22 protein-coding genes are annotated in these 26647 nt (G+C 36.8%); 14 read left to right on the forward strand and 8 right to left on the reverse strand.

The features are described 5' to 3' along the window. Window positions 1-4: 4 nt before the first annotated feature. On the reverse strand, window positions 5-658 hold the full coding sequence (locus DCS32_RS09565; protein WP_108878061.1) for a hypothetical protein: 654 nt from the start codon (window positions 656-658) through the stop codon (window positions 5-7). Between the two features lie 146 nt (window positions 659-804). On the opposite strand from DCS32_RS09565, the gene rsgA reads away from it, so the two are divergent. The 7 genes from rsgA to queA all read left to right on the forward strand — a co-directional run bounded on the left by rsgA (window position 805) and on the right by queA (window position 8992). Next, the gene (gene rsgA, locus DCS32_RS09570; RefSeq protein ID WP_108878062.1) at window positions 805-1761 is read left to right on the forward strand and encodes a ribosome small subunit-dependent GTPase A; all 957 of its coding nucleotides are present in this window, start codon (window positions 805-807) and stop codon (window positions 1759-1761) included. A gap of 2 nt (window positions 1762-1763) precedes the next feature. Further along, complete coding sequence (dtd, locus tag DCS32_RS09575) at window positions 1764-2216, forward strand: D-aminoacyl-tRNA deacylase (RefSeq protein WP_108878063.1); 453 nt, start codon at window positions 1764-1766, stop codon at window positions 2214-2216. A gap of 70 nt (window positions 2217-2286) precedes the next feature. Then, complete coding sequence (locus tag DCS32_RS09580; protein ID WP_108878064.1) at window positions 2287-4188, forward strand: DUF3857 domain-containing protein; 1902 nt, start codon at window positions 2287-2289, stop codon at window positions 4186-4188. A gap of 8 nt (window positions 4189-4196) precedes the next feature. Beyond that, the gene (locus tag DCS32_RS09585; protein ID WP_108878065.1) at window positions 4197-6206 is read left to right on the forward strand and encodes a DUF3857 domain-containing protein; all 2010 of its coding nucleotides are present in this window, start codon (window positions 4197-4199) and stop codon (window positions 6204-6206) included. Between the two features lie 55 nt (window positions 6207-6261). After that, a complete protein-coding gene (locus DCS32_RS09590; protein ID WP_013749990.1) occupies window positions 6262-6588 on the forward strand; it encodes a nucleotide pyrophosphohydrolase in 327 nt (108 codons plus the stop codon). A 6-nt stretch (window positions 6589-6594) separates the two neighbouring features. Next, window positions 6595-7842: a 3-phosphoshikimate 1-carboxyvinyltransferase gene (locus tag DCS32_RS09595; RefSeq protein ID WP_108878066.1), complete on the forward strand. Its 1248-nt coding sequence runs from the start codon at window positions 6595-6597 to the stop codon at window positions 7840-7842. 100 nt (window positions 7843-7942) lie between these two features. Continuing rightward, a complete protein-coding gene (gene queA / locus DCS32_RS09600) occupies window positions 7943-8992 on the forward strand; it encodes a tRNA preQ1(34) S-adenosylmethionine ribosyltransferase-isomerase QueA (protein ID WP_108878067.1) in 1050 nt (349 codons plus the stop codon). Between the two features lie 194 nt (window positions 8993-9186). Here the strand turns inward: queA and DCS32_RS09605 are convergent, their stop codons facing one another. Next, the gene (locus DCS32_RS09605) at window positions 9187-10659 is read right to left on the reverse strand and encodes a helix-turn-helix domain-containing protein (RefSeq protein WP_108878068.1); all 1473 of its coding nucleotides are present in this window, start codon (window positions 10657-10659) and stop codon (window positions 9187-9189) included. Between the two features lie 125 nt (window positions 10660-10784). Here DCS32_RS09605 and aceB point away from each other — a divergent pair, with 125 nt between their 5' ends. The 4 genes from aceB (at window position 10785) to rlmN (ending at window position 16715) form a co-directional block, all read left to right on the forward strand. Next, a complete protein-coding gene (aceB, locus tag DCS32_RS09610; RefSeq protein ID WP_108878069.1) occupies window positions 10785-12380 on the forward strand; it encodes a malate synthase A in 1596 nt (531 codons plus the stop codon). 93 nt (window positions 12381-12473) lie between these two features. Then, the gene (locus tag DCS32_RS09615) at window positions 12474-14084 is read left to right on the forward strand and encodes an isocitrate lyase (RefSeq protein ID WP_108878070.1); all 1611 of its coding nucleotides are present in this window, start codon (window positions 12474-12476) and stop codon (window positions 14082-14084) included. 260 nt (window positions 14085-14344) lie between these two features. Beyond that, on the forward strand, window positions 14345-15508 hold the full coding sequence (locus DCS32_RS09620; RefSeq protein WP_108878071.1) for a pyridoxal-phosphate-dependent aminotransferase family protein: 1164 nt from the start codon (window positions 14345-14347) through the stop codon (window positions 15506-15508). A gap of 166 nt (window positions 15509-15674) precedes the next feature. After that, window positions 15675-16715 (forward strand): 23S rRNA (adenine(2503)-C(2))-methyltransferase RlmN, encoded by a 1041-nt coding sequence (rlmN, locus tag DCS32_RS09625; RefSeq protein WP_108878072.1) that lies wholly within the window; start codon window positions 15675-15677, stop codon window positions 16713-16715. Between the two features lie 66 nt (window positions 16716-16781). On the opposite strand, the gene DCS32_RS09630 is transcribed toward rlmN, so the two are convergent. Continuing rightward, window positions 16782-17633, reverse strand: a complete 852-nt coding sequence (locus tag DCS32_RS09630; RefSeq protein WP_108878073.1) for a T9SS-dependent choice-of-anchor J family protein — start codon at window positions 17631-17633, stop codon at window positions 16782-16784. Between the two features lie 127 nt (window positions 17634-17760). On the opposite strand from DCS32_RS09630, the gene DCS32_RS09635 reads away from it, so the two are divergent. After that, window positions 17761-18738, forward strand: coding sequence for a polyprenyl synthetase family protein (locus DCS32_RS09635; RefSeq protein ID WP_108878074.1), 978 nt, complete (start codon window positions 17761-17763; stop codon window positions 18736-18738). A gap of 4 nt (window positions 18739-18742) precedes the next feature. On the opposite strand, the gene DCS32_RS09640 is transcribed toward DCS32_RS09635, so the two are convergent. From DCS32_RS09640 to fbaA, 3 genes are all read right to left on the reverse strand, one after another. Further along, the gene (locus DCS32_RS09640; protein ID WP_162533626.1) at window positions 18743-19069 is read right to left on the reverse strand and encodes a hypothetical protein; all 327 of its coding nucleotides are present in this window, start codon (window positions 19067-19069) and stop codon (window positions 18743-18745) included. A gap of 121 nt (window positions 19070-19190) precedes the next feature. Then, the gene (gene accD / locus DCS32_RS09645; protein WP_108878076.1) at window positions 19191-20048 is read right to left on the reverse strand and encodes an acetyl-CoA carboxylase, carboxyltransferase subunit beta; all 858 of its coding nucleotides are present in this window, start codon (window positions 20046-20048) and stop codon (window positions 19191-19193) included. 207 nt (window positions 20049-20255) lie between these two features. After that, complete coding sequence (gene fbaA, locus DCS32_RS09650) at window positions 20256-21323, reverse strand: class II fructose-bisphosphate aldolase (RefSeq protein ID WP_108878077.1); 1068 nt, start codon at window positions 21321-21323, stop codon at window positions 20256-20258. 368 nt (window positions 21324-21691) lie between these two features. Here fbaA and DCS32_RS09655 point away from each other — a divergent pair, with 368 nt between their 5' ends. Then, a complete protein-coding gene (locus tag DCS32_RS09655; RefSeq protein ID WP_108878078.1) occupies window positions 21692-22411 on the forward strand; it encodes a hypothetical protein in 720 nt (239 codons plus the stop codon). Between the two features lie 176 nt (window positions 22412-22587). On the opposite strand, the gene DCS32_RS09660 is transcribed toward DCS32_RS09655, so the two are convergent. Beyond that, window positions 22588-25158 (reverse strand): BamA/TamA family outer membrane protein, encoded by a 2571-nt coding sequence (locus DCS32_RS09660; RefSeq protein WP_108878079.1) that lies wholly within the window; start codon window positions 25156-25158, stop codon window positions 22588-22590. A 37-nt stretch (window positions 25159-25195) separates the two neighbouring features. Between DCS32_RS09660 and DCS32_RS09665 the strand changes: the two genes are divergently transcribed. Beyond that, window positions 25196-25936 (forward strand): TrmH family RNA methyltransferase, encoded by a 741-nt coding sequence (locus DCS32_RS09665; protein WP_108878080.1) that lies wholly within the window; start codon window positions 25196-25198, stop codon window positions 25934-25936. A 3-nt stretch (window positions 25937-25939) separates the two neighbouring features. On the opposite strand, the gene DCS32_RS09670 is transcribed toward DCS32_RS09665, so the two are convergent. Then, on the reverse strand, window positions 25940-26644 hold the full coding sequence (locus DCS32_RS09670) for a porin family protein (RefSeq protein WP_108879274.1): 705 nt from the start codon (window positions 26642-26644) through the stop codon (window positions 25940-25942). Between the last annotated feature and the right edge of the window lie 3 nt (window positions 26645-26647).

Below are 26647 nucleotides of genomic sequence, written 5' to 3' on the forward strand. Positions count from 1 at the left end.
TTGATTAATCTTTCTTTGTGTAAGCAAGTCTTCTTGAAGCTTTTCTCATTAAGACATTTACCAAGTCTTCAGGAGAGCTACCTAATCCACCACGTACTTTTTTGTTGTAGTTCCATAAAAGTTGGCCATCTTCTCCATTATTTACGTTCATGTTTACAATAGCACTATTTGTAGAACCACCAAAGCCTATTAGTAAAGAAAGTGCAACGCTTGCTCCTTCACTCATAGGTTTGTTAGTCTCATAATCTCCAGATATGATTGCATCTACTTCAAGAATTTTTGCAAGTTCGTCAGATGTATATTCATAAATATTGTCATAGTCAATACCTTCCTTTTTTAGTAAAGCATTTGTTCTAGAAGGTTGTTGGATTTCTAGTGTTGTAAGTTTCCCTCTTTTTTTTCTCTTTAAAAACCAAGAAAACATACCAGTTTGTAACCCCTCTCCTTCGGCTTTTTCAAGACGGCTTAGTTGCTCATCTGTCATGTCTTTCATCTGCCTAGGTCTAAGCTTTACCTGAGTTTTAAAGGGTACGATTGCGATAATTTTATGCTCCTTAGCAATTTTATCAAACGCTGGGTTTTCGTACAGGCTTGTTTGAGCTGCAAGAAATGGCGTCATCAGAATAAAAGCTGCAATAAAAAGAATTGATTTTTTCATTAATAAAATTTTTGATTGATTTATTGCGCTAAAATATTAAAATCTTGCTGTAAATTCTTACAATTTTTAAAATTATGACTAGTAGTTTTTCTAATATTTCTAGAGAGTAACTAAAAAGAAGGTATTTTTGTACCTGACACAAACGTATGACAGGAACTGTTTATAAATCTACTGGAAGTTGGTACACCGTAAAGGCGGACGATGGCCAGTGGTTTGAATGTAGAATAAAAGGAAAATTTCGTATTCAAGGAATTAAGAGTACAAACCCAGTTTCGGTAGGTGATGTTGTAGATTTTGATCTTGACACCAAAAGTGATGTAGAGACAGGAGTAATTACAAAAATTCACGATAGAGATAACTACATTGTACGTAAGTCTGTAAACCTCTCTAAACAAACTCATATCATTGCTAGTAACGTAGATGCCGTGTTCCTACTAGTAACACTTAACAATCCGCCTACTTTTACGGCTTTTATAGATCGTTTTCTGGTAACTGCAGAGGCTTATCATATTAAAGCGGTTTTACTCTTTAATAAGATTGATACGTATAACGAAGAGGAAATCATGGAGATAAAATATCTTGCGGCAATGTATCGTGAGATAGGTTATGAATGTGTAGGAATTTCGGCAATTACCGGAAAGAATATCGATACGGTAAAAGAAATGATGACGGGTAAGACGTGTATGTTTACAGGTCATTCTGGAGTGGGGAAATCTACGCTAGTAAACGCTATCGAACCTACGCTAGATCTAAAAACAAAGCAAATAAGCGTGCAGCACAGTCAAGGTCAGCACACAACTACTTTTGCAGAGATGTTTGATCTGCATTTTGATGCACGTATTATAGATACTCCAGGAATTAAAGGTTTTGGAATAGTAGATATGGAACGCGAAGAAATAGGGGACTATTTTCCTGAGTTCTTTGCTTTAAAAAGCGAGTGTAAATTTAATAACTGTTTACACCTTGAAGAACCTAAATGTGCTGTAAAAGAAGCGCTAGATAATGATGAACTCCACTGGTCGCGTTATAAAAGTTATACCCAAATGCTAGAAGGGGATGACGAGCAGCATTACAGAAAAGATCACTACCCAGAAGAGCAATAATAATGAAGGCAGTAATTCAGCGAGTAACCGAAGCGTCTGTCACTATAGACGGAGTTGTAAAATCTGAGATTAAACAAGGGTTACTGGTATTGCTAGGTGTTACTCATAATGATACTAAAGAAGATATTGAATGGCTCACAAATAAAATAATTGGTCTACGAATTTTTAGTGATGATGATGGCGCAATGAACCTTTCTGTGGGTGATGTAGAAGGAGATATTTTGGTGATTAGTCAGTTTACGTTATTTGCAAGTACAAAGAAGGGTAATCGTCCTTCATTTTTAGAAGCAGCAAAGCCTGATACAGCCATCCCAATGTATGAGGAGTTTGTAAGTACGCTTTCGCGAAAGCGTCATAAACCAACTTATACAGGAGAGTTTGGTGCAGATATGAAGGTTCAATTACTTAATGATGGGCCTGTTACGATTGTGATTGATACAAAAAACCGTATTTAATTCTTGTAGGATAATTCTTTAAGTCCTATTTTGGCGCATAATTCATCAATCATCAATCATCAATCAATTAATGCGTTTTCTTTACTTTCTTGCCTTTTTAGGCTTTACTTCTGTGATGTATAGCCAAGATTTTAACTATGCTATAACTGATATTCCTGAGGAGCTTAAAGACAATGCAGATGCAGTTGTTAGACTTCAAGAAACTCTTATTGAAATTCCAGACCATAAAACTCTTTATAGAGAAGAAAAGAGAGTTGTTACCGTACTTAATTCAAAAGGCTTAAGACATATAAATGCAGCTGAGTTCTATGATGATGATACTAAAATTTTAAGTCTTCAGGCGATTATACTTGACGCATTTGGAAATGAGGTTGAAAAAATAAAGAAAGGAGACTTTAGAGATGTAAGTGTTGTAGATGGCTTTAGCCTTTATTCAAGCTCAAGAGTTAGATATCTGGATTTTACGCCTACTACTGGTTTCCCATTTACAGTGATTTTTACATCGAAAGTAAAAACAGTTAGCACAGGTTTTATCCCACCCTTTAGATTGTACAATAATTTTCGAACTAGTATTGAGAAAACAATCTATAATATTAATGTAGCCCCTGGTCTTGGACTTCGTCATAAGATTATTGATGATAATAATGACTTAGAAATACAGAGTCAAGCTGACTTGATAAGCATTTCGGCTATTAATAAACCAAGTGTCTCACAAGAGACTAATGGCCTTCCTATACATGAAGTAGTTCCTAGAGTTTTATTTTCTTTAGAGAAGTTTCATCTTGCAGGGGTGGATGGTAGTGCTAAGAACTGGAAAGAATTTGGCACTTGGATGAATAATAGTCTACTTGATGGAATGACTACGCTAGAGGACGATACAGTGTCAGAAATACAGTCGTTAGTTTCTGATGCAAAAACTGATGAAGAAAAAGCGAGAATTATCTACGATTACGTGCAGCGCAAAACGAGATATATAAGTGTGCAAATAGGTATTGGTGGATGGAAACCTACTCCCGCTCAAGAAGTTCATGACTTAGGATACGGCGATTGTAAAGGTCTGGTGAACTATACGAAGGCTTTGTTAGAAGTTGTTGGTGTGTCTTCATTTTATACTGTGGTGTATGCGGGAGATGAAAAGAGAAGTTTAGAAAAGGACTTTGCATCACTACAGGGTAGTCATGTAATACTGGCAATACCTAAAGATGATGATTATACCTGGTTGGAATGTACAAGCCAGACAATACCTTTTGGTTTTTTAGGGGATTTTACAGATGATAGGGATGTACTTGTGATTAAACCAGAAGGCGGATTTATAGTCCACACTCCTAAATATATTAATGATGATAACCTTCAAGAAATCGATGGTATATACACGATTGATGTGGATGGGAAGCTTTCAGCTAGTTTAGGTATATCATCATATGGAACGCAATATGATAGTAGATCTGGATTGCTTGAGCTAGAACAAAAAAAGCAAAAAAGGTATTACTATAATTTTTTTAATAATATCAACAACTTAAAAATTGATAGTATCAATTTTAAGAATGATAGGGATAACGTGAACTTGCAAGAAAAGCTAGTTTTTACATCAAAGAATTATGCATCCAAAGTAGGCGACGATTTTACGTTAACTCTTAATGCCTTCAATAGAATAAGGCGCATGCCTAAAAAAGAGATAAAACGTACTGGCTCTTTTAGAATTGATAGAGGTTATAAGGATGTGGATGTTATAACAATTAATACTCCAAAAGAGTTCAAAACCCAATACTTACCAGAACCTGTGCTGTTAAACTCAGAGTTTGGGAAATATGTGCTTAATGTCGAAGTGCTTAATGAAACAAGCTTATCATATAGACGCGAATTAAATATAAAAAGCGGGACTTTTTCTAAAGAAGACTACAAAGCGTACAGGCAGTTTTTACAAACTGTTGCAAAATACGATAACTCAAAAATTTTACTTGAAAAAAAATAAATACCAATATGAATAAATTATTACTACTCTTTTTTATTGCAAATTTTTCCACAGCAACTTGTTTAGCGCAAAATTATAAATTTGGCAAGATTTCAAAAGAGGAGTTGCTAGAAGCAGAGCATCCTAGTGAGCCTGAAGCGAAAGCTGCTATATTGTACAGGAATTTTAAGACTACTTTTATTTATACGAAAGAGAAAGGGTTTACAGGTCTTATAAAAAGACATGAGCGCATAAAGATTTATAATAAAGACAACAATGATTGGTTAACGGTGAGTGTCTATTTATATCAAGGAACTAATAATAGTGCAAATGAGGTTTTGAGTGGCCTTAAGGCATATACCTTCAACTATGATGGAGATGTAGAAAAAATCAAACTTGATAAGAAACAGATTTATAAAGAGAAGATTAATGAGAGGTATACAAAAGTTACTTTTACAATGCCTAATATAAAAAACGGTTCTGTAATAGAGTATGAATATTCCATAAGAACACCTTATCTAAATGAATTTGATAAATTCTACTTCCAAGAATCCATACCTATAAAAAAGGTAGAATTATCTTTTAAAGCTCCAGAGTATCTTGAGTATAAAATTCATAGAAGTGGCTGGTTACCATTTAAAATTAACACAAGTTCAAGAGGCAGAAAATTATCAATTCCTTACAAGCAAAAAGCTCAAGGATTGGCTATAAAGGAGAAAAAGGGAACAAATGTATTTGAATTTAACGATATAGAATCCTCAGTTGTACAGAGTGATGTTCCATCTCTTAAGAGAGAGCCGTTTTCTGGAAATGTAAATAACTATAGGTCTACACTTCAATTTGAATTATCTGCTACCCGTTACCCTAATCAAGTACCAGAATTTTATACATCTAGCTGGGGAGATGTAGCAAAGCAAATTTATGACTCGCCTAATTTTGGAGGACAACTAAGAAAAAAAGGATTTTTTAAAGATAATGTTGATCAACTAATTGTTGGGTTATCCAAAAAAGAAGCAACACTTCGCATTTATGACTATGTAAAATCTAATATGGTTTGGGATGGTTTTTACGGTATATATGTCAATGACAATTTATCTAGTGTTTATAAAGAAAATACGGGAAGTATTACGGAAATAAACTTGCTCTTAGTGTCAATGCTTCAATATGCCGGTATAGATGCATCTCCAGTAATACTCGGAACTAAGTCTAACGGAATTTTTTTATTTCCAACTCGATCAGGATTTAATGCAGTTATTGCTTCTGCTAAAATAGGTGGAGATTTATTGTTGCTCGATGCATCAGATAAGATGTCAAGTCCTAATGTGCTTAAGCCAGAATTGCTTAATTGGTTTGGAGGTAGATTGTTAAAAGAAGATGGAGTCTCAGAAGAAATAAAACTAATTGGAAAGCAAGCTAGCCACGATGCTGTTGTTAATGTAAAAATTGACGAAGAGGGCTCGCCTATGGTTATGGCAAATAATAGATATACCAATAATGATGCATATAAAATGCGTAAAAATTTATCGGGTAAGGATGTTTCAGAAATGTCAAAATACGTTTCTACTATTTATAAAGATTACGAAATACTTGACCTTGGGGTAAAAGAAATAGATAATGTATATAAGCCACTCAAGATGTCATTTAAAGCCAAGGCAGATGATTATTTTGAAACGATAGGTGATAAACTGTACATAAGTCCACTATTATTTTATGGCCAAGAAATAAATGTCTTTAAAGAAGAAGAGCGTAAACTACCTATAGATTATGAATATGGACGTTTGAGTAGGTTTATATTTAATATAGAAATTCCAGACGGCTATCAAGTAGAAAGTATACCAGAGTCATTATCTGTAAGTCTAGCTGGAAACATCGGATTTTATAAATACATTATATCAAAAAATGTAAATGGGGTTACTATTTCTGTTCAACGATCAATTAATGAGTCATTTTTAGCACCAGATAACTACGGTGATTTAAAGAAATTCTATGAAGCAATTGTTTCTAAGGAAACAGAAAAAATAGTATTATCTAAAATCTAATAGTAGGATAAGTTTGGCTTTCGGTCAAAACAAAGTAGTTTTGATAAAAAAAAACATGAACATTTCAGACTCACAACAAGCAGTAGACGATTGGATAAAAGCTCACGGAGTGCGCTATTTTAATGAACTAACTAATATGGCTCAGCTTACTGAAGAGGTAGGAGAGGTGGCGCGCATTATTGCACGTCGCTATGGGGAGCAGAGTGAGAAAGAAAGTGATAAAGGCAAGGATCTAGGCGAGGAGCTTGCAGATGTAATGTTTGTGGTATTATGTCTTGCCAATCAAACGGGAGTAAATCTTCAAGAAGCTTTTGATAAAAAGCTTGATATAAAGACTAAACGTGATCACGATCGTCATCACAATAATGAGAAATTGAAGTAATAGCCTATGCTCTTAAAAGTACAACATACTACGGCAAGCACCAGTGGTGAAATACAAATCACAGGCTCAAAAAGTGAGACCAACAGACTGCTTATTTTACAAGCGCTCTTTGATGGTATTGCTGTAAAGAATATATCAAATAGTGACGATGCAGCAGTGATGCAAAAAGCACTAGCATCTACAGATAGTGAGGTAGATATTTACCACGCAGGTACGGCAATGCGTTTTTTAACGGCATATTTTAGTATACAAGAGGATAGAGAGACGGTACTTACGGGTAGCGAGCGTATGCAACAACGCCCTATGGCAATATTGGTAGAAGCGTTGCAGCAGTTAGGTGCTCAGGTTTCTTATGTGAAAAATGATGGGTATCCGCCGCTTCGTATTAAAGGAGTTAAACTCACAAAAAGTGAGGTTAGGCTCAAAGCAAATGTGAGCAGCCAGTATATCTCTGCACTTATGATGATGGGAGCAGCACTAGAAAATGGATTTACCATTCATCTTGACGGTAAAATCACTTCGGTGCCTTATATAAACATGACGCTAGCATTATTACATCAGCTAGACATTGAGGCTACATTTGTAGGGCAGATTATAACCATCAAACCAGGAAGAACGAGTAGCGAGCATAGAGAGATCACAGTAGAGTCAGACTGGAGTAGTGCATCTTATTTTTATAGTATTGTTGCGCTTTCGCGAAAGCGTACTTTAAACACTTCCATAACCATAAGTAGTTATAAAGAAGATAGTTTACAAGGTGATGCTGTTTTACAAGAAATTTATAAGCAGTTAGGTGTAATCAGTACGTTTAACGGAGATAAGTTAACGCTATCAATAGCTAAGGATTTTGAGCTTCCTGAAACAATCACTTTAGATCTTGCAAACGCACCAGATATCGCACAAACGATAGCAGTTACTTGTTTAGGGCTAGGTGTTGGATGTCATCTTACGGGATTACATACCCTCAAAATAAAGGAAACAGACAGGCTAGAAGCGTTGCGCGAGGAGATCACAAAACTAGGCGGTGGGATCATGGTAACAGATACAGATCTTACATTGCTACCTCAAGAAGCAGCGCTTAACGAGAATATTACAATAGCTACCTATCATGATCATCGTATGGCGATGGCATTTGCGCCACTTGCCTTATCAGTTTCATTATTGATAGATGATGCTGGCGTGGTGTCTAAGTCATATCCAGATTTTTGGAAAGATTTAGAAACTTTAGGGTTTGGTCAAGAGATAATTGGCTAAACACTTGACAACGCCTATCTCAAGATTGTATCTTTGCGATCTTGCAAATGAGCGGTTCATGCTGCTTTTGTGAGCACAAAAACTAAAATAAAAACCCTTTATGAAGTTATCACATTTTAACTTTGATTTGCCAGATGAATTACTAGCAGATCGCCCAGCCGAAAATCGCGACGAGTCACGCCTTATGGTACTTAACCGAAAAGAGCAGACTATAGAGCACAAAATGTTTAAAGACATTATTGATTATTTTGAGCCGGAAGATGTGATGGTGCTTAACAACACTAAAGTTTTTCCTGCACGTTTATACGGTAATAAAGAAAAAACTGGAGCACGTATCGAGGTATTCTTACTTAGAGAACTTAACTCAGAAACACGCCTATGGGATGTTCTTGTAGATCCAGCACGTAAAATACGTATAGGTAACAAGCTTTACTTTGGAGATGATGAGAGTCTAGTAGCAGAGGTGATTGACAACACAACATCAAGAGGACGTACACTTCGTTTCTTATATGATGGGTCTTACGAGGAGTTTAGAAAAAAGCTAACTTCACTAGGAGAGACACCATTACCTAAATATATTAATAGAGAGGTAGAGCCAGAAGATGAAGATCGCTACCAGACTATTTATGCAACAGAAGAAGGAGCTGTAGCTGCGCCTACTGCAGGTTTACACTTCTCAAAGCACTTGCTTAAGCGTCTTGAGATAAAGGGAGTAGACTTTGCTGAGGTTACACTACACGTAGGTTTAGGAACTTTTAGCGCAGTTGAGGTAGAAGATCTATCTAAGCATAAAATGGATAGTGAAGAAGCATATATTCATAAGCCAGCAACAGAAATCATTAACAAGGCGCTGAAGGAAAAACGTCGTATTTGTGCCGTAGGTACAACTTCAATGAGAGTGATGGAGAGTGCTGTTTCAAGTAACCATACACTTAATGAGTTTGGTGGATGGACTAACAAGTTTATCTTTCCTCCATACGATTTTAGTATTGCAAACTGTATGATTACAAACTTCCACACGCCTAAGTCTACTTTGTTAATGATGGTGTCTGCATTTGCAGGTCATGATTTCATGAAGAAGGCTTATGAAGAAGCGGTAAAAGAGAAATATAAATTCTACTCTTACGGAGACGCAATGTTGATTATCTAATCACATTATATAATAATGAAAACCCAAACAGCAATGTTTGGGTTTTTTGTTTTAGGAGCATCACCTTATAGTATTTGTGGTGTCTAGTTTCCCGCTTTCATTACAATTCCTCGCGCCGGCTTCGCCAGGCAGCTGTGGGATTTTCATTACAATCGGGGCTAGGGAGTTAAGCTCGTTTGTGTATGCTAGTGTTCTTAATGCTCATCGTTAAGTTGCTTCACAATGGCTGCAATTTTTTTGTTTTTTGAAGTTCGGTTTAAAACCTTAGGTGGAGCTTGTCGCACTTCGCAATCTATAATAGCACAGCGCTCGCAAGTAACTCCTACATTACGGGTGGGGATATTTAAATCTTTTAGAAATTTTATTTTGCGCTCTAGTTGTTTGTTAATGAGGAGACCTATGCTTATACTTCTAAACTTGTCTTCTTTAAACGGGTCCTTTGTAGCGGTAGATAATACTAAGTAGCGTACACCTTCATTTTCATAATTAGAAATTTGCAAGTCAAACTTGCTATTCTCGCTACTCTTGGATAAATCTTTAAGCACTTGTAGTGACACCCATCTTCTACAATAGTGTTCATCACTCTCATTAGCTCTTGGTGCGTGCTGGTGTGCTAAGTGTAGCTCCTTTGTGAGGTGAAATTTTGTGTCGTTAAGCTTATGTGTAAACCGTAAGAAAAACAAGTTTTTAATGTTGAATTCTTTAGGTAAAATATTCGTAAGCCGCTGATAGAAAGATTCAGGTGATGCATTGAACTCATTTGTAATATGCTCAAATGTATCTTTTTGAAAAGTACGCTCCTTAAAAATATCTTTGATTTTAGTTGTGAGATTTTTTCTTGGAATAATCAATGCTCCTGCAAAGTAAGAGGCATAAAAATTATTGAGCACTTGGTCAAAAGTTTCAAAAAGTATCCACGGGAACGTGTATAGCCTTTCTGTAATGTTCAAATAATTATAGGCTATTTCTTTTGCGTAGATAAATGTGCGTTGTGACTCATCTATATCACCCGCGACTAGTAGCGATTGTGATTTTGGAATAAAAACAGATCGGAGGTTATCTAAGTCCTCGTGTTTGTCTAGTTCATCATTTTTTATGGTGTAGTTGTACTCTTCTATGAGAATTTCCTCTAATTCATTTGATGAGATACCCTGTCCTTGATTTATTTGATAAGACTTTACAAAGTCGAGTACTTTTTGCTCTATGTTGTCAAAGTAGTTATTGTTTGCCTCTTGAAATGATCGTACAGAGGCTAGAAAGAAGCTTTCTCTGCTAAAGTTGTAATGTTGCGCTATCTCTATAATTGTGCTTATAAAAGCATTGACCTTAGCTGGAGCATTAGATACAATATCTATTAAGTCACTTTCCTTAATCCCAAAAAGCTCAAGAGGTATCTCTTTGAGAATCTTTGATTTTAAAATCTCTCCTATAGGAGCAAGATTTTTATCAAGTTTTAAAGAGACCATTTGATCATATGGAATGTCTAATTTTTCAGAAAGTGTGACAATCTTATCTGGTTTCGGATATTTTTTTCCATTTTCAATTTCATTTAAATATGATTTTGAAAGCCCTGTAAGTTTTGATAGTCCAAAAAGTGATAAATTCTTGTCAGTCCTTATCTGGCGTAGCTTTAAGCCAAATATAAGTTTAATATCTTCTTCTTCCATATACACAAATATAACACTTTCTGCGAATAGTCTATTTTAGTGAAAATAAATATTTAGCGAACGTTCGCTTTTTTAATCAAAGTATTTTTTTTAACATTGTGCCATAGAATTTTAAAATGATAATTATGGCTCCTGAAATAAACCAACATGCACTAAGCTTTAGCAACCAAGTAAAAAGCTATTATTCAGAAATACTAACTGATGATGCATTAGACTTCATTAAGGCACTTCATGAAAATTTTAATGCCAAACGTTTAGAATTATTACGTGCTAGAGAGCAACAGCAGCTATTGTTCGATCAAGCTCATAAGCCTGTCTTTCCTTTAGAAACACAAGAAATAAGAGAGGGTGAGTGGACTGCGGGAGAAATTCCTCAAGATTTGCAAGATAGAAGGGTGGAGATTACAGGGCCTACAGATCGTAAGATGGTTATTAACGCACTTAACTCTGGTGCAAAAACATTTATGGCAGACCTAGAAGATAGTACTGCGCCTACATGGAGAAATGTGATGGAAGGTCAGATTAACTTGCGAGATGCTGTAAATAAAACGATATCATATCATCACCGTACTAAGGATAAAAAATATACACTCAATGATGCTGTTGCTACATTACTGGTAAGGCCAAGAGGGTGGCATTTGAATGAAAAACATGTTCTTGTTGATGGCGTAGAAGTGTCTGGGTCTTTGTTAGATTTCGGATTGTATTTCTTTACAAACGTACGTCAGTTGTTAGAAAATGGTACAGGACCCTATTTCTACCTAGCAAAGCTTGAGCATTACAAGGAAGCGAGACTATGGAATCAGGTTTTTAAATTTTCTCAAGAGTATTTAAATATTCCTGAGGGAACGATTAAATGTACTGTACTAATCGAGACAATCACGGCAAGCCATCAGTTGGATGAAATTATATATGAGTTAAAAGATCATATCGTAGGTCTTAATTGCGGTCGCTGGGATTATATATTCTCGTATATCAAGAAGTTTAGAAATGATCCTGATTTCTTAGTTCCTAACAGGGATCAAGTTGGAATGACGGCACCTTTTATGGACGCATATTCTAAGTTGGTAATACAAAGATGTCACAAACGCGGAATCCTAGCAATAGGAGGTATGGCAGCACAAGTGCCTATTAAAAATGATCCTTCGGCAAACCAAGCAGCTTTAGAAAAAGTAAGAAAAGACAAAGAACGCGAGGTTATAAATGGACACGATGGTACATGGGTTGCTCATCCAGCACTTGTTCAAATTGCGATGGATGAGTTTGATAAACATATGCCTACAGCAAATCAACTGCACATTACAAGAGATGATGTTGTGGTAACAGCAGATGACCTAGTTGCAATTCCTGCGGGCACGGTCACAGAAGCTGGAGTGCGTAAAAATATTAATGTTGGGATACTATATCTCAACGCATGGTTAAGTGGTCAAGGTGCGGTAGCTCTCTATCACTTAATGGAGGACGCTGCTACTGCCGAAATCTCTAGAACACAAATTTGGCATTGGATAAAAAACAAAGCAGTGCTGGATGATGGAAAAGCATTTACAAAAGAATACTTCAATGAGCTTTTTGATGAAGAAGTTGAAAAAATCATTACTGAAGTGAGTTCTCATAAAATAAAAGAAACTCAATTTGAGAATGCATTTAATCTTTTTAAAGAGCTGGTTCTAGCAGAAGACTTTGAAGAGTTCTTAACCACGCCAGCTTATAAATTTCTTTAGATAAATATCCATAGGCTATTTCTCAAATAGTCATAATAAAACTATCACCGCCTTTATAGGCACTCATTAAATAAATTTTTAAAACTTAGTATTATGTCAAACTACAATTCGGCTCTTGAAGTTGTTAGATCACTTAAAGCAAAGCATGGAAACTCTTGGAGTGCCATAAGTCCAGAAAATACAGCTCGTATGGCTGTTCAAAATAGATTTAAAACAGGCCTTGACATTGCAAGATATACTGCGAGTATAATGCGCAAGGATATGGAAGAGTACGATGCAAATCCTATGAGTTATACTCAGTCTCTAGGGTGCTGGCACGGGTTTGTGGCACAGCAAAAAATGATTGCAGTAAAGAAACATCATGGTACTACAAATAAAAAATACCTATACCTTTCTGGGTGGATGGTTGCCGCTTTACGTTCAGAGTTAGGTCCTTTGCCAGATCAATCTATGCATGAAAAGACTGCTGTGCCAAAATTAATTGAAGAAATTTATACATTCTTACGTCAGGCAGATGCCGTAGAACTCAATGATTTGTTTCGTCGTCTTGATGCCGGTGAGGATGTGCAAGATCAAATTGATAATTATGAAACGCATATAGTTCCAATTATCGCAGATATAGACGCAGGTTTTGGAAATGAAGAGGCTACTTATTTGCTAGCAAAGAAAATGATAGAAGCTGGAGCATGCGCACTGCAGATAGAAAACCAAGTTTCTGATGCAAAGCAGTGCGGTCACCAGGATGGTAAAGTGACCGTTCCTCATGAGGATTTTATTGCAAAACTTAACGCACTTCGTTATGCCTTTTTAGAGCTAGGGGTAGATGAGGGTGTTATTGTAGCTAGAACAGATTCTGAGGGTGCAGGTCTTACCCAGAAATTACCTGTAAGCCAAGAGCCAGGAGATCTCGCTTCTCAATATCTCGCTTTTGTAGAGGCAGAAGAAGTAGACATAAATAGCGCAAATGAAGATGATGTGCTTCTTAAAAGAAATGGAAAACTCGTGCGCCCAGTAAGATTGCCTAATGGTCTTTACAAGTTTAAGAGCGGTTCAAACATAGATAGAGTGGTGCTAGATTGTATTACGAGTTTGCAAAACGGTGCAGACCTATTATGGATAGAAACGCCTACGCCTAATGTGAAGCAAATCGCTCATATGGTAAATAGAGTAAGGGCAGTAGAGCCTAGTGCAAAACTAGTTTATAATAACTCTCCTTCTTTTAACTGGACACTTAACTTTAGAAATCAAGCGTATGATGAGATGGTAGAGGAAGGTGAAAATATGACTGCATATGATCGTAATAATCTAATGGATGCAGCTTATGATCAGACGGAATTGTCTCATAGAGCAGATGAGAAAATTAAAACATTCCAAAGAGATGGGGCACTTGAAGCAGGAATATTCCACCACCTCATTACATTGCCTACCTATCATACTACTGCACTGCATATGAATAATCTTACAGAAGGTTATTTTGGAGAGCAAGGGATGCTGGCTTATGTGAAAGATGTACAAAGACAAGAGATACGCAATGGAGTTTCTTGTGTAAAACACCAGAGAATGGCGGGTTCTGATCTAGGAGATGATCACAAAACATTTTATGCAGGAGATAAAGCTTTAAAGGCTGGAGGAGCAAATAATACTAGTAATCAATTTCAAGAGAAGAAAACGGTATTAAATAATAATCCTGTTTTGACAGCGTAGCCTCAAACAAATTGTTAATTGTTGGGAAGGCGGTGTCGTGTATACCGCCTTTTTCGTTCAGAAATTCTTATTTGGGTGATAATAGTATCTACAATTGTGTCATTTTACCCTAACATTTAATTAGATTGCTATCTTGATAAATAGTTGTAGTGTATGATGTTTATTATGTTGCGCTTTCGCGAAAGCGTTAAATTAAGAAACATTTTTAAAGTAAATAGGAAAAGGAAAACCTAAAAAGTATCATTAAAATCTTAGCAAAAATGAAAAGCAGAAAACTACTGATGATCCCTGGTCCAATAGAATTTGAACCAGATGTGTTACAAGCGATGGCAGTTCCTACTGCGAGTCATGTTGCACCAAATTTTATAGAGGTTTTTGGGAATAGTCTAGATATGATGCGTGAAGTGTGGAATGCTCCGAGTGGACAGCCTTTTGTAGTGGCAGGGAGTGGTACGCTTGCGATGGATATGGCAGCTGCAAATCTAATAGAAAAAGGAGATGCTGCGTTAGTTGTTTCTTCTGGTTATTTTGGAGAACGTTTTAAAGATATATTGGAAACCTATGGCGCAGATACGACCATATTAAGTGCGAAAATAGGCGAGGTTGTGTCTTTAGCGGAGATAGAAGCGGCTTTTAAAACAAAAAAATATAAGGTAGTTACCTTCACGCATGTAGATACATCTACAGGTGTCATGGTTCAACCTGAGCCTCTGTGTAAACTTGCAAAGAAATATAATGTACTCACCATACTTGATGGAGTATGCTCTGTAGCTGGTCAAGAAATCTTGCAAGATGCATGGGGTGTAGATGTTGTTCTTACTGGTTCTCAAAAGGCAATAGGTGTGCCGCCAGGACTAGCATTACTAGTAGCATCTCAAAAAGCAATAGAAGTGTGGAAAAACCGAAAAACACCTGTTCAGAATTATTATGCATCTTGGAATAACTGGTTGCCCATCATGACAGCATATGAGGAAAGGCGTCCATCTTATTTTGGTACGCCACCCGTTAACTTAATTCTTGCACTTGAAAAAAGTCTGCAATTAATTTGTAGTGAAGGAATGGTCGCAAGAATAAATAGGCATGAGCGCCTTGCTAGTGCTTTTAGGGCTGCAATCCGTTCTTTGAATTTAGATATATTACCAAAAACAGAGGAGATTGCTGCGAGTACGCTTACTGCAGTTTACTATCCAGAGGGTCTTGATGGGGCTGCTTTGAGAGCAAATATGACGCAAGATGATGTGATTGTGGCAGGAGGCTTGCTCTCAGAAATCAAAGCCAATTACTTTAGAGTAGGGCACATGGGCTCTGTGTCGGCAAATGATCTGCTTTGTGTTCTAGGTGCTTTAGAGCGCTCCTTATCTGCATTAAATTATTCTTTTGAATCTGGGGTGAGCTTAAAAGTTTTTCAAGATCGCTTGGATTAAAAGTGTAATTATTTTATGAGTTGATAACGCTAGTTTCTCCCTAAGAAGTCTGGCGTTTTTATTTGAAATAGGTTTGTGTGTCTTCTTTTATTAGTATTGAAAAGCTTTTAATAGCAAGCTTGTATTCAAACGTGAAAACCAACAAACAACTACGTACCTTTGCATTGTGAAAACAGATAAGAGAGACATACGTAAATTAAGTAAGGAAGAGCTTAGAGATTTTTTTGTAGCTCAAGGCGATAAATCCTTCCGCGGAAATCAGGTATATGAATGGCTGTGGCAAAAAGGCGCACACGACTTTATAGATATGACAAACCTGTCTAAGGATACTCGTATACTGCTGGATGAGAACTTTGTGATTAATCACATCCGTGTTGATCAAATGCAACGCAGTAGTGATGGCACCATAAAAAATGGAGTAGAGTTACACGATGGTCTCATGGTGGAGTCTGTATTGATTCCTACAAAAAATAGAACGACCGCTTGCGTTTCATCACAAGTGGGCTGCAGTCTTAACTGTAAGTTTTGTGCTACCGCACGTTTAAAACGTATGCGTAATCTCAATCCAGATGAGATTGTAGATCAAGTTGTAGTAATAGATAGGCAAAGTAGGCTTTACCACGACAAGCCACTCTCTAATATTGTCTTTATGGGAATGGGAGAACCATTAATGAACTACAATAATGTCATTAAGGCGATTGATAAAATTACAGATCCAGAAGGATTAGGGATGTCTCCTAAGCGCATTACGGTTTCTACCTCTGGAGTGCCTAAGATTATTAAGAAAATGGCAGACGATGAGGTTAAGTTTAACCTCGCCGTTTCACTACATTCTGCACTTGATGATGTGCGTACAGAGATTATGCCTTTTAATGAGCAAATGCCACTTGCAGATCTTAAAGAGGCGCTTATTTACTGGTATCAAAAAACAGGAAAACGTATAACCTATGAATACGTGGTATGGGATGGTATTAATGATCGCCAGATAGATATTATGGCGTTGCTGGACTTTTGTAAAGCAGTACCTAGCAAAGTAAATATCATTGAGTATAACCCTATTGATGATGGTCAGTTTCAGCAAGCAAATCCTGAAGCAATAGACCGTTATGTGTCGGTTCTAGAAGCAAATGGTGTGACAGTGACCGTGCGCAGATCAAGAGGAAAAGATATCGATGCAGCCTGCGGACAACTAGCTAATAAGCAATAGAGTATTTAAGTGAATAAAAAAAAGGCGGCTCAGAGAGTCGCCTTTTAAAACAAATTTTTGGTTATTTTATTTGTTGAGAATTTTTAATGAAGTTGTGGCATTAGCAGAACTTATTTGAGAAACATAAAGACCCGTAGGTATTAGACTTAGGTCAACAGTATTAAAATTACCTTCTAAAGGTACTGTTTTGACATTTTGACCTAGAAGATTGAATAGTTTAATTTCTGTAAGTGATTCTGAAGAATTAATTTTTAATTGTTTAGAATCAACAAAAACATTAAGATCATTACTCAAAATGTCCTCTGTAGAAAGAGCCGCATCGACAACCAATCTGTCTATTCCAATATAGTTTGAATTACTTCCTAATGGTCCTCCGTCGGTAACCCAATATCTAAAAGCAACTTTAGTGACTAAACCTCCATCAGGAAGTCCTGAAATAGTAACTACTTGCTGCTCCCAATCTTCTGGGTATCCACCAATTGTTAGTGTAGGGTTTATTTCTAGTAATAACTCAGTATAAGAGCCATTATCTGAGGACGTAGGAGCTGTACCTGATGCATCTGTATCTAAGCGAACTTCAAGGCGATCAGGGAAACTACTGGCAGTTGCAGTTCTAGTGTAAAAAGTTAATTCGTCGCCATTACTCAGGTTTAATTCTGGGGTGATTACATACAAATCAATCACAGAGCCTCCTGTGGCATTAAAATTTAAACCTAAAAATGCTGTAGGATCTCCGTCAAATGAGTCAAATACGGCTGTACTGCCTTGCAGAATATCTAAATTAGGATCATCACTTACATTTACAACTGTATAGTCTGTAAGTGTTGTAACATCATCAAAGCCTTCGTCTAGCAAAGTGTTTTGAGAGTTCATAGAAAATGCCACAATTAATGCAGCGATAAGAGTAATTTTTTTCATAAAAATAGTTTAAGTTATTAATAATCGCTTAATTTAGTGAAAATCAGCGATTTTATTTAATTATTTAACATTTATAGCTAATTAAACTCTAAATGTTTTACTATTTGTAAGTAGTATCTTTACTATAATGAAAATAGTAGCACAGATTAAAGAACCCATCGCTTATGAAATGGAGCTTTTTGAAGAAAAGTTTTCACTTTCTATGCGCTCTAAGGTGGCGCTTCTCAATCGTATCACACATTATATAGTAAACCGTAAGGGTAAGCAAATGCGACCTATGTTTGTCTTTCTCACCGCAAAGATGATGAACAACGGTGAGGTAAACGACCGCACCTATCGTGGGGCTTCGGTTATAGAATTAATCCATACTGCTAGTCTCGTACATGATGATGTAGTAGATGATAGTAACATACGCAGAGGTTTTTTCTCGCTTAATGCATTGTGGAAAAATAAGATTGCAGTACTTGTTGGAGATTTTTTATTCTCAAAGGGACTGTTGCTTTCTATAGATAATGGCGATACAGATTTATTGCAAATTATATCTGTAGCGGTGAGAGAAATCTCAGAAGGCGAATTACTCCAAATTGAGAAAGCCCGCAAGCTCGATATTACAGAAGAATTATACTACGAGATTATCCGTCAGAAAACAGCAACGCTCATTGCAGCTTGTTGTGCTATGGGAGCTTGTGCTGTCCATGCGAAGGATAAAGAAGTAAAGCGCATGCATAAATTTGGAGAGCTTATAGGTATGGCTTTTCAAATTAAAGATGACCTATTTGATTATGGTACTGCCAAAATAGGGAAACCTACAGGTATTGATATCAAAGAGCAAAAGATGACCTTACCACTCATTTATGTGCTGAATACGGTTTCTAAAAAAGATAAAAATTGGCTCATCAATAGCATCAAGAATAAGAATACAGACAAGAAGCGTGTAAATGAAGTAATTGCTTTTGTAAGAGATAACGGCGGCCTAGAGTATGCTGTTACAAAGATGAAGGCACTACAGCAAGAAGCCTTAGAAATCCTAATGACATATCCTAAGTCTGTGTACCGCGACTCTCTCGAGTTGATGGTGAATTATGTGATTGATAGAAAGAAGTAAAATTTCATTCCATTTTCTCTAACTCTTCTTGAAAATGTTTCTTCAGAAAAGATTTTTCTCTAGTATTCAGACTGTCCAGTATCCCGACTCTTCCATAAAAACTTATGCTCACGTCTTCTTTGTGAACTAAAACTATTAAAGGATATCCTCTTTGAGCTTCAAACATATCAATATTTTCAAAACCGATAAGAGGTGGGGTCTGATCTAAGTGGTATTGGTATCTTGTATTTTTTACTGAAGAGCGATTAAAAGGGTCGCCATCTGGAACTGCAGACATAATTAAACCTTGAACCTCATTAAAGTCATCTTCGCTGTAATCTTCGTATTTCAACTGTTTATTACAAGATAATAAACACGACATAAGAATGATAGGAATGAAAAATTTCATTAGTAATATTACATAAAAAAAAGGCTAAACATTACGTTTAGCCTTTTTTGATATGATATAAGAATTAAGCTCTAACCGCTCGATTCATAATTAAATCTAAGTAAAGATTTACTTTGTTCTTTAATTCTTGACGCGGAGTGATAAAGTCTAAGAAACCGTGTTCTTGTAAGAACTCTGCTGTTTGGAAACCATCTGGTAGTTCCTTTCCAGTAGTATCACGTACAATACGTGGTCCTGCAAAGCCTATAAGTGCTCCAGGCTCAGAGATGTTTATGTCCCCTAGCATTGCAAATGAAGCCGTAGTACCTCCAGTAGTAGGATCTGTACAAAGCGACACATAAGGTATACCTGCATCTGCAAGTTGTGCAAGCTTAGCACTTGTTTTTGCTAGTTGCATAAGAGACAATGCCGCTTCCATCATACGAGCACCTCCAGATTTAGAGATAATCATAAAAGGAATATTGTTTTTAAGAGAATAATCTGCAGCACGTGCAATTTTTTCACCTACAACACTTCCCATAGACCCACCTATAAAGCTGAAGTCCATACAAGCTATTACAATATCTGCACCTTTAGACTTACCTACGGCAGTTCTAATGGCATCTTTAAGACCTGTTTTTTCTTGAGCAGCAGCGAGACGATCTACATACTTTTTCTTATCCTCAAACTTAAGAGGATCCTTAGAAGTAAGTTTGGCATCTAGCTCTTTATATTTATTATCATCAAAGAGGATTTCAAAATATTCATTACTACCTATTCGTACGTGGTATCCATCCTCTGGTGAGATATAGAAGTTCTTTTCTAGCTCTTCTGTATCTACTATTTTTCCAGTAGGTGATTTGTACCACAGCCCTTTAGGAGTATCTTTTTTGTCCTCTGTTGCAGTGTGTATTCCTTTTTCTTTACGTTTGAACCAAGCCATATTGTGTTTGAATTTGGTTAATGGTATTTATTCCGCTTTCGCGAAAATGTTATTACTATAAATAATTCCTTTCCACTATTAGAAAGTAAATCCTAGCATCGTTAGGACTCATTAATTACTAATGCAAGCCGTAAAAATACGGAAAACGGATTACATCAAATCAATTTTGATGCAATCCGTTTTTACAAATTTTATAATGTGTTGATACTATAGTGTATCGATATTATTTAAATCTTCAAAAGCCTTTTTAAGACGAGCTCCCATAGTTTGCTCTGCCTTGCGTAACCATACGCGAGGATCGTAAAACTTCTTGTTTGGAGAGTCATCACCAGTAGGGTTTCCTATCTGTGTTTTAAGATACTCAGCATTTTCTCCAAAATAATCACGGATACCTTCTGCAGTAGACCACTGTAAATCTGTATCAATGTTCATTTTGATAACTCCGTAAGAGATTCCCTCACGTATTTCTTCTACTGTAGATCCACTTCCTCCGTGAAAAACAAAATCAATGTGATTGTGCTCCTTTCCATACTTCTCAGAGATATGCTCTTGAGAGTTTTTAAGAATCTTCGGAGTAAGCTTTACGTTTCCTGGCTTATAAACTCCGTGTACATTTCCAAAAGCTGCAGCAATCGTAAATTGATCACTTACTTTACTTAGTTCCTCATAAGCATAAGCAACTTCTTCTGGTTGTGTGTATAATTTAGAATCATCTACATCACTGTTATCTACACCATCTTCTTCACCACCAGTGATACCTAATTCTATTTCAAGAGTCATCTCCATCTTAGCCATGCGCTCAAGATATCCTTTACAAATCTCAATATTCTCTTCAAGTGGTTCTTCACTTAAGTCAATCATGTGAGAGCTAAAGAGTGAATGACCATGTTCTTTATAGTAAGCCTCATTTGCATCAAGCATGCCGTCCATCCAAGGAAGTAATTTTTTTGCACAGTGATCTGTGTGTAAAATCACGGTTGCTCCGTATGCTTTTGCAAGTTCGTGTACGTGCTTTGCTCCAGCTACAGCTCCTAATATGGCTGCTTTTTGGTTCTCATTATTTAATCCTTTTCCAGCATTAAACTGCGCTCCACCATTTGAAAACTGGATAATTACAGGAGCGTTAAGCGCTGCTGCAGTCTCTAGAACCGTGTTGATACTGTTAGACCCAATTACATTAACCGCAGGAAGGGCAAAGCCTTTCTCCTTTGCATAGTTAAAAATTGCTTGTACTTCGTGGCCTGTGGCTACACCTGGTTTTATAGAATGCGACATTGTTGTTGTTTAAAATTAGTAAAGTAAAAATAACAAATATTACTCGGAAAGTAACCCGGATGTGGAGGTTACTACGACAACGTTTTAGCTAGGTTACGCTTTCGCGAAAGCGTGGTCGTTAACCATAATGCTCTTAAAAAGTGTCAGAGTCTAATGTGAATTATAGTATAGCAGTAGATGATTCGGGCAAGAGAATTATGTAGCTAATAATATTGAGATGAGTCTAAGACCTTAGCTTTCTTAGAGGATGGTTCGTAAATAAGTGTATATTTAAGCGAGTAATCAAAAATTAATGTCACGCTTACTATTTAGTAGAATACTGTCTTTAATTACTAAAATCACTTGTAAACAAACGAAATAAATTATTGATGTTCTGGAATAAAAAGAAAAAATTACCCATTACCACAGAAGATAAAGTTTGGGTCGACTCAGAATTAAATTGGTTACGTACAGAATTTGGAGAAGAACATTTTATGGAAATAAAAACTGTAACTCCAACCACAGACTTTTATAATAGGAAGTTTAAAGGGACTGAAGAAGATGCTGAATTTATCCTTGCGAGAACAATGGAGCTTATGAATATTCTAGATGTTGAAATTAAACTTAATTTTTTTTCAGACCAACCCGTTGAAATGGATGACGGGACTATCTTGACCTCTCCAGCAGATATAAGTGGAGGCTGGAAAAGCGCAAGTGGAATATATGAGCAAACAGAGAATGAAACTATAATTTCAATCGAAAGAGGGCAGTTGAAAAATCCTATTTCATTAATAGCAACGATTTCCCATGAATTATCGCATCAGATTTTACTCGGTGAAAGTAGGATAGAAGAAAATGATGAATTCTTGACAGATTTTACTTCTATAGTTTATGGCTTTGGAATTTTTATTGGCAATTCTCGATTTCAATTTACCTCTGAAGGGTTTGGGTGGCAATCTAGTAGTCAGGGCTATTTACCTGAACAGGTAATTGCTTATGCCATGGCTTGGCTTTCTAAAGAGAGAAATGAGAATACTGATTATGATAAATATTTGAACAAATCACTGCACAAGTTTTTCAACCAAAGTTTAGAATATTTGAAAGATTGATATGGAATAATTGACTGCATAAATGAAATCAACCTCCTTCTTTTCAGTATCAAAAGTTGTGTTGATTTTAATTTCCGATGCTTGTCTTTTTCTTTCACATTTTCGCGAAAGCGAAAAAAAACTATAGAAACTCTCCATAAAATGCTAGAGTAAACAATAAGAAGATGGGCTGGCTACTAGAAAGGATAGTTAATCCCCACGTTATACACTGCATTTGAGAAGTTGTACTCTTTAAACCAGCGATCACCTTCTGGAAGTGCTGGGTTGTAAGATTTAAAGCCAACGTCAAAGCGAAGGGCGAAAAAGTCGAAATCCCATCTGAGTCCAAAACCAGAGCCTACCGCAAGATCTTTTAAACTAGCGATATTATTAAAGCGCGATCTAGGGTCTTCTACATTATCAAATACATTCCAGATATTTCCGGCGTCTGTAAATAGAGCGCCTTCTATAGGGCCTATTAAATCAAAACGGTATTCAAGGTTGAAGGCAAGTTTCATATTTGCTTCATTAAATTCATTAGGACTACCGCTGCTCCCTGGGCCTAGGTCATAAGCTCTCCACGCTCTGTTGTCATTAGAACCTCCGCCAAAGAAACTACGTATAAAAGGGATGCTTGTAGAGTTTCCATAAGGAATTGCAATACCGCCAAAGGCTCTTGCTGCAATGATATTGTTACCTCCTAGATCCCAATGACGAGAGTATTCTACTTCTGTTTTTACATACTGAGAATATACAACGCCAAAAAGGCTTTTGTTTCCATCCTCGTTTTTCTCTGTATTTGCTATTCCTCCAGCAAGTGCTAGCGCATTACCAGCAAGTTCTACACGAGTTCTAAGTCTACTAAAGGTTTCATCAAATAGATTTTCTCTATTGTCATAAGTATGAGAGATATTTAATGATAAAATAAGATTATCTTCTGTAAGTCGCTCTTGGCGTTCTCCTATCGCTCGTATGTCATCTATGTCATCTTGAACTAGATTGTCTACTTGGTTGCGGTTTACGTCATTTATAAATTGCTCTGCTCCTGTGGGAATAGAGAGATTTCTATTGCCATTCTCATCGGTTATAAAATACCCAGGGTTGATGCTTCCTTCATTATTTCGTGCGATGGTATTGAGGTCTTCATAACTATTTCTATAAATATTAAAATAGTTGTCTGGGTTTAGGTTGCGCACATATTGAGCATTGATGAGATCTACACTAAAACTGCGTTTCCACGATGGACTCCAGTTGTAGGTGAGTCCTGCAGTAACGGTTTGCTTATCGAGACCTATATTTTGTTGTACTCCTATACCAAGATTAAAACGAGTGTTAGGTTGCCATTCGGCAGGAATGAGTGCGCTTGTGCTCACCGGGAAAAATATACGTGGGAACGTGAGTCGTACATCTGCACCTATTTCTGAGATATTAAAGAAGCTATCGTCTGGATTCGCCGCATCATCTGATGCTCCAAGGCTTCCACGAGCAGAAATTTCTAGCGTTTCTGCACCTCTGAAGATATTACGTATTAATAAAGACCCAAATCCAGCGATCCCAAAATCTTGAATGTTTGAGGTAGACACGTCAAAGTCTGCTCTCAATTTATATTTTTCAAGAGGGGAGAGTCTTATACTCGCTATAAGATCAGACCTTGTGCTATCTGCAGGGTCTTCCATGTATTGAATACTTGGGTATTTAAAAGTGCCAAGTCTACTTAGTCTGCTTAAACTTTGAATACGATCTCTATCCTTGTAAATGTCGCCTGGTTTAAGAGGGATAATATCTGTGAGTGCCTTAGGCCTATAATTGATTTTGTCATAAGCATAGATCTTAAAACCATCTTTTACTAAGGAGTCATTAAACGGTTTGTCTCTATTGGCATAGCTGTAATCTGTAATAATATTTACTTCAGAAACATTGTGAACTTTAAACGGGACGTCATAAATCGAGTCGTTTATGTTTTCCGTAGGGTTATCTATAATGTACTCTAAGTTGGCTTTATGATTTGTGTTTACGGTATCCCCAACGAGGCGTATATATTCTGACTCAAAATGGTACAAACCATTGTTTCTAAAGAGTTCTGTAAGACGCTGTGTTTCGGCATTAATGTTTCCAGTCGCATATCGATCTCCAGCCTTAAGTAAGGAAGCACTTTTGTGAACATTATAGATGGAATCTGCAACTGGTGAAGCTATAATAGGTGTAATACTATCTAAAAAATAGGCTTTACGTTTATTAACCTTATAGTCTACGCTGGCGCGCTGGTTGCTGTCTTTTTTAATTTCATAATCTACAGTAGCATTAAAGTAGCCATTGTTTACATAATAAGAATTGAGACGTTGTGCAGATTTTTGAGTGATTGCATCTGTAACAATAGCGGGAGCTTCACCAGTTTTTTTAATGCCTGTATTGATGCTCTTTTTAAAGTTGCGGGCAGCTTCTACTTGCTTGCGAGAAAGTACGCGTTCCCAGAAGGTAAATTTATTTTTGCTCGCCGCTCTTTGTGCATCGAGTATAGAATCTATATTAGGTCTCGCAAGATTATAAATATAAAGTCGCAGCGGAATTCCTAAGCCAGGTAGTGTAGTGTTGGGTTTTTGATAAAGAAAATTATAAAGGCGGCTCTCACTTACTTTCTTGTCACCATCATAAATAGTGTTTTCGGTAAGCAAATGTCCATCATCTGGTACGCGCTTTGTTGCGTCACAACTTAATAGAAACACCGCCACTAGCAGAATTAGTGATATTTTTGTAAAAGTTGTTTTCAAAAGGGCGTTTTCATCATCTCAAAAGTACATCTTAATCGTGGTAAGCAAAAATACAATCAAACGAATAACGAGTTTAGGTCAAAAAAAGTACAGACAGCGTGAGCGCGTCTTTGTGGCCGAGGGAATTAAGGTGGTACATGAGCTGCTTAATTCGGATTTAGAGCTTGTAGAATTGTATGCAGAAGACGTTTCCGCTTTCGCGAAAGCGTTACAAAACAAAAATCAAGCGATAGTAGAGGAAGTAAGCACTGCAGACTTGAAGAAAATCACGTTCTTAAAAACTACACAAAAAGCAGTGGCGACTTTTAGAATGCCAGAAGCTGCACAGCTAGATAGATCTGGGCTTACATTATTGCTAGATGATGTGCGTGATCCTGGGAATCTAGGGACGATTATACGTTTGTGCGATTGGTTTGGGATTAAACAACTCGTGTGTTCTATAGGAACCGTAGATTGTTACAATCCTAAGGTGGTTCAAGCCACTATGGGTTCTCTGACGAGAGTAGATGTTATTTATACTAACCTAGAAGAATATCTTGAAAATGATAGTCGTGACGTCTTTGGAACCTTTATGGATGGCACAAATATTTATAAGACAAGTTTGCCTGCAGCAGGAGTTATTGTTATGGGGAATGAAGCAAACGGTATATCTCAAGAAATAGAGACCGTAGTGTCTAATCGTATTGCCATACCGAGGTTTGGAGACCTACAAGAAACAGAAAGTCTTAATGTTGCGACAGCAACTGCAATCTGCTTGAGCGAATTTAAAAGAGGGTAATTGTTACTGGAAGGTAAAGTTTAAAAATACTCCTCGTGTTTGCATTTTATTGATGTTACCGGTCCATGGGCTGTTTGGGCTGTTATCTCTCACTAGCTCATCAGACATTGCAAATACTCCTTTCAAGCTAGGGATAAACTTAAAGTAGTAGAGGTAAAGCTCTACACCTATAGCCATCTCATAAAAGAAAGGACTTGAAGTAGTACGGAACTGTCCAGCAAAGTTATCATCTGGATTTTTCTCGTTACTAGAAAGGTTTGTTACCGCAGCTACGCCTAATTGAACATAAGGACGCACATTATTAAGCCTTCTAGTATTAAATTTTAAGGCAAGTGGTAAATATATGTAGGTAGAGGGTACTTCTCTTAGTAAATCATTTTCACTATCAAAACGAGCATCTGGAGCATACATTAAATTACGTTGTGTATACACAAGTCCAGGCTCTGTACGTATACTTATAAACTCAGAAAGTCTAAGGTCGCCTACGATACCCACATTGAATCCTACAGAACGTTCTACTTGAATATCCTCTTGATCTGTCTGGTAGTCAAAATTATAATCCATAGAGTTGATACCAAAGTAGTAACCCCAAGAGATAGGTTTTTTGTCAAAATTTTGATCATTTTGTACTCGAGCTCTAGAGAGCCATTGACCATGAACCGTTGAGAAGCTTAAAACAAGTGCTATTATAGCAATGTATGTACGCATAAA

Origin of the sequence: Dokdonia sp. Dokd-P16 (assembly GCF_003095655.1) — a bacterium.
In the GTDB taxonomy this organism is placed as follows: domain Bacteria; phylum Bacteroidota; class Bacteroidia; order Flavobacteriales; family Flavobacteriaceae; genus Dokdonia.